The following is a 13,507-nucleotide window of genomic DNA, read 5'->3' on the forward strand; positions in this document are numbered from 1 at the left end:
GCGCCTTTGTTCGACAAAGATCAACGCGTGGAATCAGGAATTCGTCCAGTCCGCAGGCAGAGACTGGCGGATCTCGTCCGCGAAGTCCTCCAGAAAGCGGATCATCAGCTCGATGCGTTGTCGTGCAAGGGTTTTTCCGCCCTCGGTCAGCATGTCACTGGGCAGGCCCAGCAGCTTTACCTTCCAGTGATCCATCGAATAGGTCAGATCGTCCAAGGACCGATTTGCGGCAAACGGATCAGCCGGATCGTACAGCGCCCGTCCCAAAGCGCCTGAAACCGAAAAGTTCCGCGCAATGCCAATCGCGCCCAGCGCGTCCAGCCGATCCGCATCGCGTAAGATGCAGGCCTCGGGTGAGACTGGCGTGATATTGGCAGAGAAGCTGTGTGCCTCAATCGCATGCTGAATTGCGCGAACTTGGTCTGGGCTATAGCCAAGTTTGCTCAGTATAGGCTCTGATTCCTGCGCGGACCGGCGGGATGCCAGATGGCGATCCGGGTCGTCTTTGGAGAGGTTCACCAGATCATGCAGATAGCTGGCGGCCAGCAACACGGGCATGTCGGTCTGATCGTCCGCAATGGCCTGCGCGTTCACCCAAACCCGGTCCAGATGTGCCAGATCATGCGCCGGGTCGGTCTCCATCCACTGCGCGACGATGGCGCGCAGGCGCGCGCGCAGATCAGCCGATCCGTCCACGGTTCTCTCCGATCTGGCCACGGTGCAGCAGCAAGTGGTCGAGGATCACGCAGGCCATCATTGCCTCGCCCACGGGCACAGCACGGATGCCGACGCAAGGATCGTGGCGCCCTTTTGTAATGATCTCGGTTTCCTCACCGGATATAGTGATGGTTTTGCGGGTGGTCAGGATCGACGAGGTCGGCTTCACCGCAAATCGCACCACAAGATCCTGCCCAGTCGAGATACCGCCCAGAATACCGCCCGCATGGTTGGAGCTGTATTGCGGACCGTCCTGCCCCATGAAAATTTCGTCTGCGTTGGCTTCGCCGGTCAGTTCGGCAGCGGCCATACCTTCACCGATCTCAACACCTTTGACAGCGTTGATCGACATCATCGCAGCGGCCAGATCAGTGTCTAACTTGGCATATACGGGGGCGCCGATGCCGGCAGGGACGCCTCGGGCTACCACTTCAACCACTGCGCCGACCGAATTGCCGGATTTGCGCAGGTCATCCAGATAGGTCGCCCAGTCTTCGGCTGCTGCCGCGTCAGGTGTCCAAAACGGGTTCTGTTCTATTTGCGACCAGTCAAAATTGGTGCGGTCAATCTTGCGCGGCCCCATTTGCACCATATAGCCGGTGATCTGCACATTGGGAGCGATCTGTTTGATTGCTTCTCGCGCCAGCCCCCCGGCGGCCACACGCGATGCGGTTTCCCGGGCCGAACTGCGCCCGCCACCGCGGTAATCCCTGATACCGTATTTCTGCCAATAGGTGATATCGGCGTGACCCGGCCGGAACTTGTCCATGATATCGCCGTAGTCTTTTGAGCGTTGATCGGTGTTCTCGATCATCAGTTGCACGGGCGTGCCGGTGGTCTGGCCTTCAAACACGCCGGACAGGATTTTAACCTGATCAGGCTCACGTCGCTGGGTGGTGAATTTGTTCTGCCCCGGTTTGCGCTTGTCCAACCAGTGCTGAATCATCGCCTCGTCAATCGCAACGCCCGGCGGGCAGCCATCGACGGTGGCACCCAAAGCGGGCCCGTGGCTTTCGCCCCAGGTGGTGACGCGGAAGAGGTGTCCAAAGCTGTTCATCGACATGGGGCATGCTCCTTTGCGCGTCGTGATTAGCGGGCAAGGCCCGCGGCCTCAAGCGGATTTGCGGTTGGGGCCGTTTGACCCCAACCTTGTTCACATCACGCAGCTGCCGCCAACCCGGCGCGGGTCTGGGTGATTTTCAGCGCCGCCTGTGCCGCTTCGCGGCCCTTTTGCACAAAGTGGTCGCGGTAGATGGCATTGTGGTGGTCGGTTTCCTGATACTGGTGCGGGGTCAGCGATACCGATAGGACCGGAATACCTGTGTCCATCCCAGCGCGCATCAGCCCGTCAACCACGGCTTGGGCAACGAAATCGTGCCGGTATATACCGCCATCCACGACGAATGCGGCGCAGGCGACCGCGGCATAGCGCCCGGTTTGGGCCAGGTCGCGGGCCAGCAGCGGCATCTCGAACGCGCCGGGGACGTCATAAACGTCGACCTGCTCGGCGGGAATGAGGTCCAGAAACCCATCCAGCGCGCGGTCAACGATATCGGAATGCCAGTTGGCTTTGATAAAAGCATAGCGGGTGTGTGTCATCATGATCTCCTTTCGTAACAGACACGTCACCCAAGGCGATCACGAGCAAACACGCCGTATCACCGGCGTTACTTGCACGTTCTCTTTCATCCGGACTGTAACCGTCGGCTCTGGCCTCTCACCAGATCTGCTGACACCCCGGTCAACGGGGCCGCTCGCGGGCTTACGGGTCTTGGCCCGCATACCGCCGGTGGGGAATTTCGCCCCGCCCTGAGAACGGGATCGACATTGCCAAGGCCCGCGCCGTTCCGCAAGGGTGAAGGTGCTGGCAATTGACGGGTTTTGTTTCAAACCAGCTGCTGTAGGGTTTCTGAAGCCAAGGAGAATGTGAATGAAACTCTATCACAGCCCGATGTCCCCCTATGTGCGTAAGGTTATGGTTTTGCTGCATGAAACCAACCAACTTGACGATGTCGAGGTGATGACCATTGCCAATACGCCGTTGGATCCGTCCGATTCCCTGCTGGGCAAAGTGCCGTTGACCAGAATCCCCGCGTTGGAGCGGCCCGATGGCCCGACATTGTTCGACAGTCGGGTGATCTGCGACTTTCTGGATGCACGCGCCAAGGCCGGGATGTACCCCGAGGGTTCCGGGCGCTGGGACGTGCTGACACTGGAAGCGCTGGCAGACGGTATTATGGATTCAGCTTTGGCGGTCACCTATGAAGAACGTTTCCGCCCCGAGGATAAGCAGTGGGACCTTTGGAAGGATGCGCAATGGGGCAAGATCGAACGCGCCTGCGCTGCGCTGAACCAACGGTGGATGGCCCATTTGGCGGGTCCACTGGATATGGGCCAGATCGCTGTGGCCTGTGCACTGGGTTATCTGGACCTGCGGCATGATGCGCGTGGCTGGCGTAAGGGCAATGATGCCTTGGCCGCGTGGTACGCGGATTTCAGCGAACGGCCAAGCATGGTTGCCACCCGCCCGCCAGCCTAGGAAACAGGCCCCGCGCCGAGGATGGGGCGGAGCCTTTTGCATTACTGACTGCTGAAGGTGGCCAGATAGGCAGCAATGTCTTCGGCCCCTTTCTTCAGCTTCACGCTCATGTTCGGGCGTGCGGTTTCGTCATTTAGGTAATCCTGAATAAACCCAATCGGGTCTTGCGAGTAAGCGATGATATTTTCCTCGGTCCACACAAGCCCTTCGTTGCCCGCACGGATCATGTCATCAGTGAACATTCCGATGGGCAGGCGTTCGCTTCCGTAAAGATAATCAGTCTCAGATCCGGCAACACGACCTACCACACCATACAGATTCGGCCCGGTGATGCCGCCTTTGACCAAAATTTCTCCATCTTTGATGATCGCGTGGCAAGAAGAGCAGCGGTTATATAGTTTTTCACCCTTTGCCGGATCGCCAACGGCCACGGCCTGAGACGCGATGGCCAGAAAAAGGGTCAGCGTTGGTGCAAAAAGTTGTGACACGGGGTTTGACATTGAAAACGTCCTGCAGAGGTTGGAATTTCCTTGCCTTTCGTGGATTCCCGTTAAAAGTGCAATCGAATTCAGGCGTTTATAACCCGTTATAAAATATACATTTTTAACTCAGTTTTTAATTGGTCACACATTCCGGAAAAGTGGAAAATAGGGTGGCAGAATCTGGTCTGAATCTTGCCCGATGCCCGCTTTCTTGCGGGGCAAAACCCAGTTCTGCATGCCGGTTTCGCCCTCAGTATGCCTCACCCGAATCACATGGGCAGCAGGTTTGGACAGGCGGTGGGTTCCCCCGCTTAAATCTGTCCCCATCTTGAAAAAATACCCCGTCGTTGTGACATGAATGCCCTGTTGAGGCGTCCTGCGCGCCTATGACCGCTGGACGAACCGATTTCTCCCGGCTAGATAGCCGCGATGAGACGCCGCTTTGATGCGGTGCTGATGCATGTTTGCCCGCAATCGCGGGCGCCGGAATCGGAGAAAACCTCGTGTCCCACGCAGAAGACCACGAAGGCACCCGCAGAGATTTCCTCTACTACGTCGCAGGCGGCGCAGGTGTCGTTGCGACGGGTGCAGCCGTATGGCCCCTGATCAACCAAATGAACCCATCGGCAGACGTTCAGGCGCTGTCCTCGATTCGCCAGGACGTCAGCGGTGTCGAGCCGGGCACGCAGCTGACCGTCAAATGGCTGGGCAAGCCTGTATTTATCCGTCACCGTACCGGTGCTGAGATCCAAGAGGCTCAGGAACAGGACGCCGAAGGCGTAGATGCACTGCCTGATCCGCTGGCGCGCAACTTCAACCTGCCCGCCGATGCGCCCGCAACGGATGCCAACCGCGTGATGCCGTCGCCCGAAGGCGAAGCGCCCGGCGCATGGATTGTTCAGATGGGCGTTTGCACCCACCTGGGCTGTGTCCCTCTGGGCGATGCGGGTGATTTCGGTGGCTGGTTCTGCCCCTGCCACGGCTCGCACTATGACCTTGCCGGTCGTATCCGCAAAGGCCCCGCGCCTGAAAACCTGCCCGTTCCGCCCGTTGAATGGGTGGATGCGACAACCATCAAGCTCGGCTAAGGGAGACCCAGATGTCCGGAATTCCCCACGATCATTACGAGCCGAAGACAAATGGCGAGAAGTGGCTGAACAGCCGTCTGCCGATCGTCGGCCTGCTGTATGACACCCTTATGATCCCAACGCCCAAGAACCTGAACTGGTGGTGGATCTGGGGCATCGTCCTGGCGTTCTGCCTGGCGCTGCAAATTGTCACCGGTATCGTTCTGGTGATGCACTACACCCCGCATGTCGATCTGGCCTTTGCCAGCATCGAACACATCATGCGCAATGTGAATGGCGGCTACATGCTGCGCTACCTACACATGAATGGCGCATCGCTGTTCTTTGTTGCGGTATACATCCACATCTTCCGTGGCCTGTTCTACGGCTCGTACAAAGCCCCGCGTGAGATCACGTGGATCATTGGGATGCTGATTTACCTGATGATGATGGGCACCGCCTTCATGGGCTACGTTCTGCCTTGGGGTCAGATGTCCTTCTGGGGTGCGACCGTGATCACTGGCCTGTTTGGCGCGATCCCGTTCGTGGGTGATGCGATCCAGACCTGGCTGCTGGGCGGACCCGCGGTGGACAATGCCACGCTGAACCGCTTCTTCTCGCTGCACTACCTGCTGCCGTTCGTGATTGCAGCGCTGGTCATCGTGCACATCTGGGCCTTCCACACCACCGGCAACAACAACCCCACAGGTGTTGAGGTTCGTCGCGGTTCGAAAGCCGAAGCCGAGAAAGACACGCTGCCGTTCTGGCCGTACTTCGTGATCAAAGATCTGTTCGCACTGGCTGTGATCCTGGTTGTGTTCTGGGCGGTCGTCGGTTTCATGCCGAACTATCTGGGCCACCCGGACAACTATATCGAAGCCAACCCGCTGGTGACGCCTGCGCACATCGTGCCCGAATGGTACTTCCTGCCGTTCTACGCGATCCTGCGTGCCTTCACTGGTGAGGTCTGGGTCGTGCAGTTCGCCAGCTTCATCACCGGCGGCATTGTTGACGCCAAATTCTTTGGTGTGATCGCGATGTTCGGTGCGATTCTGGCCATGGCGCTGGCGCCCTGGCTGGACACGTCGACTGTGCGTTCGGGCAAATACCGCCCGCTGTTCAAATGGTGGTTCTACCTGCTGATCATCGATTTCTTTGCCCTGATGTGGCTGGGTGCGATGCCCGCGGAAGAGCCCTATGCGACCTTCTCGCTGATCGCGTCCGCCTACTGGTTCGCCTATTTCTTCGTGATCCTGCCGATCCTTGGCGTGATCGAGAAACCTCTGGCCCAGCCCGAGACCATCGAAGAAGACTTCAACGCGCATTATGGCAAGGCTGACGCCGACGCCACGCCGGCCGAGTAAGAAGAGGGACCGGAAACATGTTCAAGAAACTTGCAATCGGTGCCGCGTTTGCTCTCGCCCTTGCTCCTGCTGCGTCCTACGCGGCAGGCGGCGGCGAACAGCATATCGAGGACTTCCACTTCTCGTTCGAGGGGCCGTTTGGCACCTGGGATCAGAACCAGCTGCAGCGCGGTCTTCAAGTCTATACCGAGGTTTGCGCGGCTTGCCACGGCCTGAGATACGTGCCCCTGCGCGACCTTGAAGCGCTGGGCTATTCGGAAGAAGAAGTCATCGCCTATGCGGCGGGCAACTTCGAAGTGTTCGACCCCGAGCTGGACGATTTCCGTCCGGCCATTCCGACCGATCACTTCCCGGCAAATGACGGCGTTGGCGCACCGGACCTGAGCCTGATGGCCAAGGCCCGTGCGGGCTTCCACGGTCCTTACGGTCTGGGCATCAACCAGTTCTTCAAAGGCATGGGTGGCGCGGAATACATCGCCTCGCTGCTGGATGGCTATACCGGCCATGAAAAAGAAGAGGCCGGCACGATCCTGTACGAAAACACCGCTTTCCCAGGCGGCTGGATTTCGATGGCACCGCCCCTGGCCGAAGATCAGGTGGAATTCGCTGATGGTCACCCGGCCACGGTCGAAGCCTTGTCCGAAGACATCGCGGCCTTCCTGATGTGGACAGCCGAGCCGAAGATGATGGAGCGTAAGTACTCCGGCTTCGTCGGTGTGATCTTCCTGTCGCTGTTGTCGGTGCTGTTGTACCTGGTCAACAAACGCCTGTGGGCAGGCGTGAAAGGCAAGAAGTCCGTCTGATCGGATTTTGCTTCTGAATGTTACGAGGCCCGGTGTTCGACACCGGGCCTTTTTTGTTCGGCAGGCTGCCGGTGTTATACTCGCCTCGTCCTTTGTTGTTTCTGGGGCAGCACATTTTCAGCGCATTACATTTGGGAGAACGAATTATGGACACGCAGAGCAATGTCGAAAAGATGCGGAAAGCCTTTGCAGAATGGAACGATTGCAAGGCGTCAGATATCGGTATGTGGGAAAAATACACGACCGAGGATCTGTGCATGCGTTCGCTGGGCCGGGGCCAATACGGGCTGGATTTTAGCTGTGGGCGCGATGGTCGGGCCGAGATGCAGGAATATCTGGAAGATCTGACTGCCGCATTCGAGATGCAGCATTGGACCCTGAAAGACACCATTGAACAGGATGACCGTGTTGTCGGCATCGGCGCCTGTGCCTGGACGCATAAAGGCACTGGCAAGACGGTAGAGACGCCGATTTTGATCATTTGCCGGTTTCGCGACGGGCTGGTCTGTGAATACGAGGAATTCTATGACACCGCAGCGGTGTCTGCGGTCACCACCTAAGCAGCTTTACCTCAGGCAGTCAGCTGTGTGTCTGAGCGCCCTAGCACTTTGGCCGTCACGATCTGTCCTTCGGTATGCGGGGTGTTGAACGCGACCTCGGTGAACTGCTCGGTGCGGCCCATATGCGGGTTTTCCATCAGGATGTGATGGGTCTTGCCGATCTGTTCGTTCAGGTGCTTTGCGACCTGTGCTTCACCCGCCGCGCGCAGCCGGGCGGCACGGTCCTTGATGATGTTGCCGTTGATCTGCTGCGGTATCCGAGCCGCTGGGGTGCCGTCGCGCTTGGAATAGGGAAAGACGTGCAGCCAAGTCAGATCACAGTCAGTGACCAGTTTCAGAGAATTCTCGAAATGCGCCTCGGTCTCAGTCGGGAAGCCAGCGATGATGTCGGCACCAAAGGTCATCTCAGGCCGCAGCTTGCGGGCCTCTTCAGTAAAGCGGATGGCATCGTCACGCAAATGGCGGCGCTTCATCCGTTTCAGGATCAGGTCATCCCCGTGCTGTAGCGACAGGTGCAGATGCGGCATCAGGCGTGGTTCGGTTGCGATGGCCTGCATCAGGTTCTCGTCCACTTCGATCGAGTCGATGGAACTGATCCTCAGCCGCGGCAGGTCAGGCACCAGTTTCAGGATGCGCATGACCAAATCGCCCAGCTTGGGCTCTGCGGGCAGGTCAGCGCCCCAAGAGGTCAGGTCAACGCCGGTCAGTACAACCTCGTTATAGCCCCGGTCCACCAGCCGCTTGATCTGATCCACCACCACGCCCGCAGGGACGCTGCGCGAGTTGCCGCGGCCATAAGGAATGATGCAGAAGGTGCAGCGATGGTCACAGCCATTCTGGACCTGCACATAAGCGCGCGAGCGGGTGCCGAACCCATCAATCAGATGTCCCGCCGTCTCAGTCACCGACATGATGTCATCGACCTGCACAGCCTCAGTCTCACCGATGAAATCCGCGGCCATGCCTTTCCAGGTGTCGGGCTGCATCTTTTCGGTGTTGCCAATCACCGCATCGACCTCCTCCATCCGGGAAAAGGTCTCGGGTTCGGTTTGCGCAGCACATCCAGTCACGATCAGCCGTGCGTCGGGGTTCTCCCGCCGCAGTTTGCGAATCTCTTGCCGGGCCTTGCGCACGGCCTCGGCAGTTACAGCGCAGGTATTCACCACCACCGCGTCGGTCAGACCGGCTTGCTGCGACAGTTCTTTCATCGCCTCAGTCTCATAGGCGTTCAGGCGACAGCCTAGCGTGGTGAATTTGGGAGCGCTCATTCCAGAGATTCCAGAAATTCCGGGGTCAGAGTGCCCGAGAGCACATGGCAGGTGGGGCCGGTCATCCAGACGCCATCTTCGCGCCAGTCGACCCAAATGGTGCCACCGTCCAGATCAATCTGCACCTTGCGACCAGTCAGGCCAAGACGGGCAGCAGCCACAGCCGTCGCGCAGGAGGACGAGCCAGAAGCCAACGTGATTCCCACGCCCCGCTCCCAAACACGCATGCGGATGTGGTCCGGTTCTATGACTTGCGCCACCTGCACGTTGGTGCGCTCAGGGTACAGCGGGTGATACTCGTACCGCGCGCCAAATTCTTCTAGGGGAATCGCCTCGGCGTTTTCGACAAAGAACGTGCAATGGGGATTACCCATGCCGGTCGCGGTCGGAGTGCCCTCGATCGGTAACTCCAGGGTATCGACCTCTTCGGCCAGCGGAATCTCGTGCCAGTCCAGCTGCGGTTGCCCCATGTTCACCGAGGTCATGCCGTCCCCGGCATCGCAGGCAAAAAGCGTGCCGCGTTCGGTGGTCAGCGTCAGTTCCGATTTGCCGCTTTCTTCCATCAGGAAACGGGCGATACAGCGCGTGGCGTTCCCGCATGCCGCTGAGGTCGACCCGTCGGCGTTATAAAACACCAGATGCGCATCTGCGTTACCGTTTTCTATCACGGCCAGCTGGTCGAAACCCACGCCGAACTGTCGGTGCCCGATTCCCCTAGCAAGCGCAGGCGAAATCTCAACACCTTGCGCGCGCGCATCTACAATGACAAAGTCATTGCCAAGCCCGTGCATCTTCATGAAGGGCAAACCAGAGGTCATCATTCGTTGCATGGCGCGCATATAACCACGCGTTTGAAAGGAATCCACCCTGCGATGCAGATTCCTGAAAAAAGGGGTTGACCCCCCCGCGTCACCTCCCTAATTAGGCCGCCTATCGGGACGCCGGAAACAAGTTAAGTGACGGTGAAACGAGGTGCAAAATAAGGGCTTGAACCCAGTCGGGAAAATACCTTAGAGAGCGCCACGGATCGAACAGATCCAACAAAAGAGTGGGCCGTTAGCTCAGTTGGTAGAGCAACTGACTTTTAATCAGTGGGTCGCAGGTTCGAATCCTGCACGGCTCACCACTTTTTTAATAAAAGCAAGATTTGTCGTGGAGCAGAAGCTGACGTTACCACGAGGTTTGTTTGCACCCCTTCCCCGATAGCTATTCACGTGTGAGTGTGCTTGCGAACAAGAAATTTAAGCCGATCAGACCTGAAGTGGGCGCAGGTCCGACATGTAAGTCTGTTCGTGCCAGTGAGTGGACTGCGCGATGACAAATAGGACTGCCTGCAACTGCCCCAGTGACATCAACTAGAGCAGCACGCTGTTGCCCTTGACCCGGCAATAGGGTTGAACGGGTCGAAAATCGCACTTTATCACAAAGATGTCCGCAACCCTTTCGCGCCCCAGCGGTCTTGGATAAGACGGACATAGCGCTGTCAGAACCTCTGCCTGCGTGAAACAATTGGGAGCGTATTCATGAAGTTTCGCCCTTTGGCCCTTGCTGCCATCGTTAGCACGCTGCCCTTTGCGGCTCAGGCCCAAACGGCGAAGGATGCGCCGGGGTTGGTGGTCGAGCTGAACGCGACTGAAGATGTCGAAGGCGCCTGCCGTTTGACCTTTCTGGTCGAAAACGAAACTGCAACGGCGATCGACACTGCCAATTATCAGGTGGTGATTTTCGATGCCGCTGGTGTGTTCGAACGCTTTACCCTTTTTGGATTTCGGGACCTGCCAGCGGAACGCCCCCGCGTGCGTCAGTTTGATGTACGCGACATCGCCTGTGAAAAACTTGGGCGGGTTCTGATCAATGGGCTAAGCGGCTGTACCGTCGACGGTGCTGACAGCGAAATCTGCGACAAGACACCAACCTTGCGCAGCCGTACTGAAGTGGAGCTTTTGGGATGAGTATTCTTGACGCCCTGCGCGAAATTCTGGCCCTGGGCGGGCCGGTTGTGGCCATCCTGATCGCCATGTCGGTGGTGACGCTGGCGGTGACGCTTTACAAGCTTTGGCAATTCGCCGCGTCGGGCGTTGGTCGGCACCGGGTGCTGTCGCAGGCGCTGGACGCTTGGGATGCCGGTGACAAGCAAGCCGCCCGCGCGCGACTGGCCAAAAGCAACAGCTATCTTGCGCCGCTGGTCGGCGTGGCGATGGATGCGCCGGACGCACCCGGTCTGGATCAACGGTTGGATGCCGAGGCGGGGCTGGCGCTGGCCGGGCTTGAACGTGGTTTCCGTCTTCTGGACACGGTGGCGCAGCTGGCGCCGCTGTTGGGTCTGTTTGGTACGGTTCTGGGCATGATCGAAGCGTTCCGCAGTCTGCAAACCGCCGGGTCCTCGGTTGATCCGTCGCTGTTGGCGGGTGGTATCTGGGTGGCGCTGGTGACCACTGCGGTGGGCCTGGCGGTGGCGATGCCGACCTCGATGGTGCTGTCGTGGTTCGAAAGCCGCACCGCACGGGAACGGGTGTTCGCCGATAAGGCGCTGCGCACCGTACTGGTGCCGGGGCAGGCCATCCCGCTGGCCGAGGACGCACAGAGCATGGCGTCCACGCCCGGACATGCGTAACCTCGCACCCTTTGTCAGGCGACCACTGGCGATGACACCGCTCATCGACGTGATCTTTCTGTTGCTGCTGTTTTTCATGCTGACCTCGACCTTTTCCAAATATGGCGAGATCGAGCTGAGCGCCGCCACAGCGGGCAACCCGACCGCGGACACACCTCAAGATCGCGCCTTTGTGCAGCTGGGAGAAGAAAGGCTGGTTCTGAACGGTACTCCGGTCACGCTTGCGGACCTGACCACACAGGTGACGACCGGGCAGGTGCTGGTCAGTTTGGACCCTGACACGACGGCGCAGCGGCTGGTGGACCTGCTGGTTTTGCTACGCGGGCGCGAGGGCCTCAGCGTTCTGGTGCTGGAATGATCCGTCCTGGCCGCCCCCGCCGCAAACGCGACTCGACCATTGCGCTGATCAATGTCGTGTTCCTGATGCTGATCTTCTTTCTGATCGCGGGAACGGTGGCCACGCCGCTGGATCCTGATCTGAATCTGGTCGACACGTCCGAGTTGGAAGGCCGCGAACCGCCCGATGCGCTGGTGTTGCACCGGGACGGAACGCTCAGCTTTCGCGGCGCGCCGATGGACCCCGAAACCTATATGACAGGGCGCGACCCCGGACCGGTACGTATCGTCCCGGATCGCGAGGCGCCGGGCGCTCGGCTGATGGAAGTGACGGCTGAACTGCGGCGACTGGGCGCCGTATCCGTGTTTGTCGTGACCGAAAAGGCTCTGGAATGATCCGGGGGTCGGTGGTCATTGCGGTTCTGGCCGCGCTTCTGTCGCTGCTGCTGCATCTGACGGGGCTAAGCCTGACCGCACCCAGACTGACCGGACAATCAGGTGACACTGATACACCCGACAGGGTCGAACTGGGCAACAGTTTCGAAGATCTGGTTGAAGCCGTCGCTGAACCTGTGGAGCCCGAACCGGAGGAAACGCCTGAACCTCCGGTCGAAGACCCGCCCGAAACTGCCGAGATTCCAACCAGCGAAGTGCATGTGGCCTCGGACGATCCCCAACAAACCTTTGCGCCCGATACGGGCACCTCAGAAGTGTTGCAGCCCGTTTCCCCCGAACCGGTCGAGTCGGAAGCCCCCGAACCCCAAGAGACCACGAATGGCGACCAGAGCGCCAGTGACGAGGTGGAAGAAACTCCGGACGTAGAAACTGCCGAGGTTGTCGAAGCCCCAGAAAGCAACCCCGAGGTGACCGAGCCGATTACTGAGGCCGCGGCACCTGAACCGATTGAGGCCGAGCAGCTTGCCGCGCTGCCGGACCCGTCGGAAGACGTATTGCCATCAGTCGCGCCGGATATCCCCACCGAAAGCGAGGCGGTCGAGCCCGATATTCCCGCAGCCCAAGCCGAATCCGCACCGCAGGCAGAGGAAAGCAGCGAAGGATCAGAGCTGGCTGTGGCCTCTTCGATCCGCCCACAACTGCCGGATCGTCGCCCACAGTCTGAACCGCGGGACGTGTTGCGTAGCGTGCGGGATTTCAGCAACCTCCGGTATCCATCGCGCGAAATTGAATCCCCCCTGACCACATACGCTCGCCGGGGTGTCGACAGGTTTACTTCGGGCAATAGCGGCAGGCGCTCAGGCGGGCGAGGGCCCGGAAATTCTGACCGGACGAATTATGCCGGAGAGGTTCTGGTTCACCTGAACCGCGCGCCGATCGTCTATACAGCAGCGCGGGGCTTTGCGAGGGTGTTTTTCGTGATCAAGCCGGACGGAACCCTGGATTATGTCGAAGTGGTGGATACCAACGGCACACCGGATCTTGAACGGGCAGCCAAGGCACAGGTGGCAGCGGCCTCACCCTTTCCGAAACCGCCCGGAGGTGTCAGCCGGTCGCTGTCTTTTGTCTATTACGGCAACTGATCTGCCAAAGAGCTTGGCAGGCTGAGCAGGTATATTCGAAAGCGTTGGATTTTGCCGATCAGCGTGGCCGTAAGGCGTTGGCATGAGTATCGAAAACACCATTTACGGCTATTGGGTCAGTCTCTTTAAATTAAAGAGGTCGCGGCCTTTTTCTGCGATCAACTTTTTGTAACGGCTTCTGGAAGCTATGCTAATTATCTAAAAATAAACAATAAAAAA

The 13,507-nt window shown here is 58.9% G+C and carries 16 protein-coding genes, 1 tRNA gene and 1 riboswitch; of the genes, 11 read left to right on the plus strand and 6 right to left on the minus strand.

The window, feature by feature from the left end:
* Positions 1-33: 33 nt before the first annotated feature.
* The 3 genes from ACR0DL_RS08965 to ACR0DL_RS08975 form a co-directional block, all read right to left on the minus strand.
* Positions 34-696 (minus strand): HD domain-containing protein, encoded by a 663-nt coding sequence (locus tag ACR0DL_RS08965; protein ID WP_480688680.1) that lies wholly within the window; start codon positions 694-696, stop codon positions 34-36.
* Positions 680-1,780, minus strand: a complete 1,101-nt coding sequence (gene aroC, locus ACR0DL_RS08970; protein WP_480688682.1) for a chorismate synthase — start codon at positions 1,778-1,780, stop codon at positions 680-682. Before aroC ends, ACR0DL_RS08965 begins: the two co-directional genes overlap by 17 nt.
* 95 nt (positions 1,781-1,875) lie before the next feature.
* Positions 1,876-2,316 (minus strand): 6,7-dimethyl-8-ribityllumazine synthase, encoded by a 441-nt coding sequence (locus tag ACR0DL_RS08975; protein ID WP_170376366.1) that lies wholly within the window; start codon positions 2,314-2,316, stop codon positions 1,876-1,878.
* A 74-nt stretch (positions 2,317-2,390) separates the two neighbouring features.
* A riboswitch (FMN riboswitch) is annotated at positions 2,391-2,538 on the minus strand.
* Between the two features lie 109 nt (positions 2,539-2,647).
* Between ACR0DL_RS08975 and ACR0DL_RS08980 the strand changes: the two genes are divergently transcribed.
* Positions 2,648-3,256, plus strand: a complete 609-nt coding sequence (locus ACR0DL_RS08980; protein WP_480688684.1) for a glutathione S-transferase — start codon at positions 2,648-2,650, stop codon at positions 3,254-3,256.
* A 41-nt stretch (positions 3,257-3,297) separates the two neighbouring features.
* Here ACR0DL_RS08980 and ACR0DL_RS08985 read toward each other — a convergent pair whose 3' ends face one another.
* Positions 3,298-3,756 carry a c-type cytochrome gene (locus ACR0DL_RS08985; RefSeq protein ID WP_170349659.1) on the minus strand — a complete coding sequence of 153 codons (459 nt, stop codon included), beginning with the start codon at positions 3,754-3,756 and terminating at the stop codon, positions 3,298-3,300.
* A gap of 485 nt (positions 3,757-4,241) precedes the next feature.
* On the opposite strand from ACR0DL_RS08985, the gene petA reads away from it, so the two are divergent.
* The 4 genes from petA to ACR0DL_RS09005 all read left to right on the plus strand — a co-directional run bounded on the left by petA (position 4,242) and on the right by ACR0DL_RS09005 (position 7,532).
* A complete protein-coding gene (petA, locus tag ACR0DL_RS08990) occupies positions 4,242-4,826 on the plus strand; it encodes a ubiquinol-cytochrome c reductase iron-sulfur subunit (protein ID WP_170349660.1) in 585 nt (194 codons plus the stop codon).
* 11 nt (positions 4,827-4,837) lie between these two features.
* A complete protein-coding gene (petB, locus tag ACR0DL_RS08995) occupies positions 4,838-6,169 on the plus strand; it encodes a cytochrome b (RefSeq protein WP_170349661.1) in 1,332 nt (443 codons plus the stop codon).
* A 17-nt stretch (positions 6,170-6,186) separates the two neighbouring features.
* Positions 6,187-6,972, plus strand: coding sequence for a cytochrome c1 (locus ACR0DL_RS09000; RefSeq protein WP_226689057.1), 786 nt, complete (start codon positions 6,187-6,189; stop codon positions 6,970-6,972).
* 146 nt (positions 6,973-7,118) lie between these two features.
* Complete coding sequence (locus ACR0DL_RS09005; RefSeq protein WP_480688686.1) at positions 7,119-7,532, plus strand: nuclear transport factor 2 family protein; 414 nt, start codon at positions 7,119-7,121, stop codon at positions 7,530-7,532.
* Between the two features lie 11 nt (positions 7,533-7,543).
* Here the strand turns inward: ACR0DL_RS09005 and mtaB are convergent, their stop codons facing one another.
* Entirely contained in the window at positions 7,544-8,800 is a 1,257-nt protein-coding gene (gene mtaB / locus ACR0DL_RS09010) for a tRNA (N(6)-L-threonylcarbamoyladenosine(37)-C(2))-methylthiotransferase MtaB (protein ID WP_170349664.1), read from the minus strand.
* Positions 8,797-9,630, minus strand: a complete 834-nt coding sequence (gene dapF, locus ACR0DL_RS09015) for a diaminopimelate epimerase (protein WP_480688688.1) — start codon at positions 9,628-9,630, stop codon at positions 8,797-8,799. Before dapF ends, mtaB begins: the two co-directional genes overlap by 4 nt.
* Before the next feature lie 220 nt (positions 9,631-9,850).
* On the opposite strand from dapF, the gene ACR0DL_RS09020 reads away from it, so the two are divergent.
* The 6 genes from ACR0DL_RS09020 to ACR0DL_RS09045 all read left to right on the plus strand — a co-directional run bounded on the left by ACR0DL_RS09020 (position 9,851) and on the right by ACR0DL_RS09045 (position 13,288).
* Positions 9,851-9,926, plus strand: a tRNA-Lys gene (locus ACR0DL_RS09020).
* Between the two features lie 397 nt (positions 9,927-10,323).
* On the plus strand, positions 10,324-10,752 hold the full coding sequence (locus ACR0DL_RS09025) for a hypothetical protein (protein ID WP_480688690.1): 429 nt from the start codon (positions 10,324-10,326) through the stop codon (positions 10,750-10,752).
* A complete protein-coding gene (locus tag ACR0DL_RS09030; protein ID WP_170410957.1) occupies positions 10,749-11,414 on the plus strand; it encodes a MotA/TolQ/ExbB proton channel family protein in 666 nt (221 codons plus the stop codon). Before ACR0DL_RS09025 ends, ACR0DL_RS09030 begins: the two co-directional genes overlap by 4 nt.
* A 31-nt stretch (positions 11,415-11,445) precedes the next feature.
* Positions 11,446-11,772, plus strand: coding sequence for a biopolymer transporter ExbD (locus tag ACR0DL_RS09035; protein WP_170349680.1), 327 nt, complete (start codon positions 11,446-11,448; stop codon positions 11,770-11,772).
* Positions 11,769-12,146, plus strand: a complete 378-nt coding sequence (locus ACR0DL_RS09040) for an ExbD/TolR family protein (RefSeq protein WP_170349681.1) — start codon at positions 11,769-11,771, stop codon at positions 12,144-12,146. The genes ACR0DL_RS09035 and ACR0DL_RS09040 overlap by 4 nt, the downstream gene beginning before the upstream one ends.
* Positions 12,143-13,288 (plus strand): TonB family protein, encoded by a 1,146-nt coding sequence (locus tag ACR0DL_RS09045; RefSeq protein ID WP_480688692.1) that lies wholly within the window; start codon positions 12,143-12,145, stop codon positions 13,286-13,288. Before ACR0DL_RS09040 ends, ACR0DL_RS09045 begins: the two co-directional genes overlap by 4 nt.
* Positions 13,289-13,507 lie beyond the last annotated feature (219 nt).

It is taken from the genome of Ruegeria sp. BB5 (assembly GCF_056539405.1).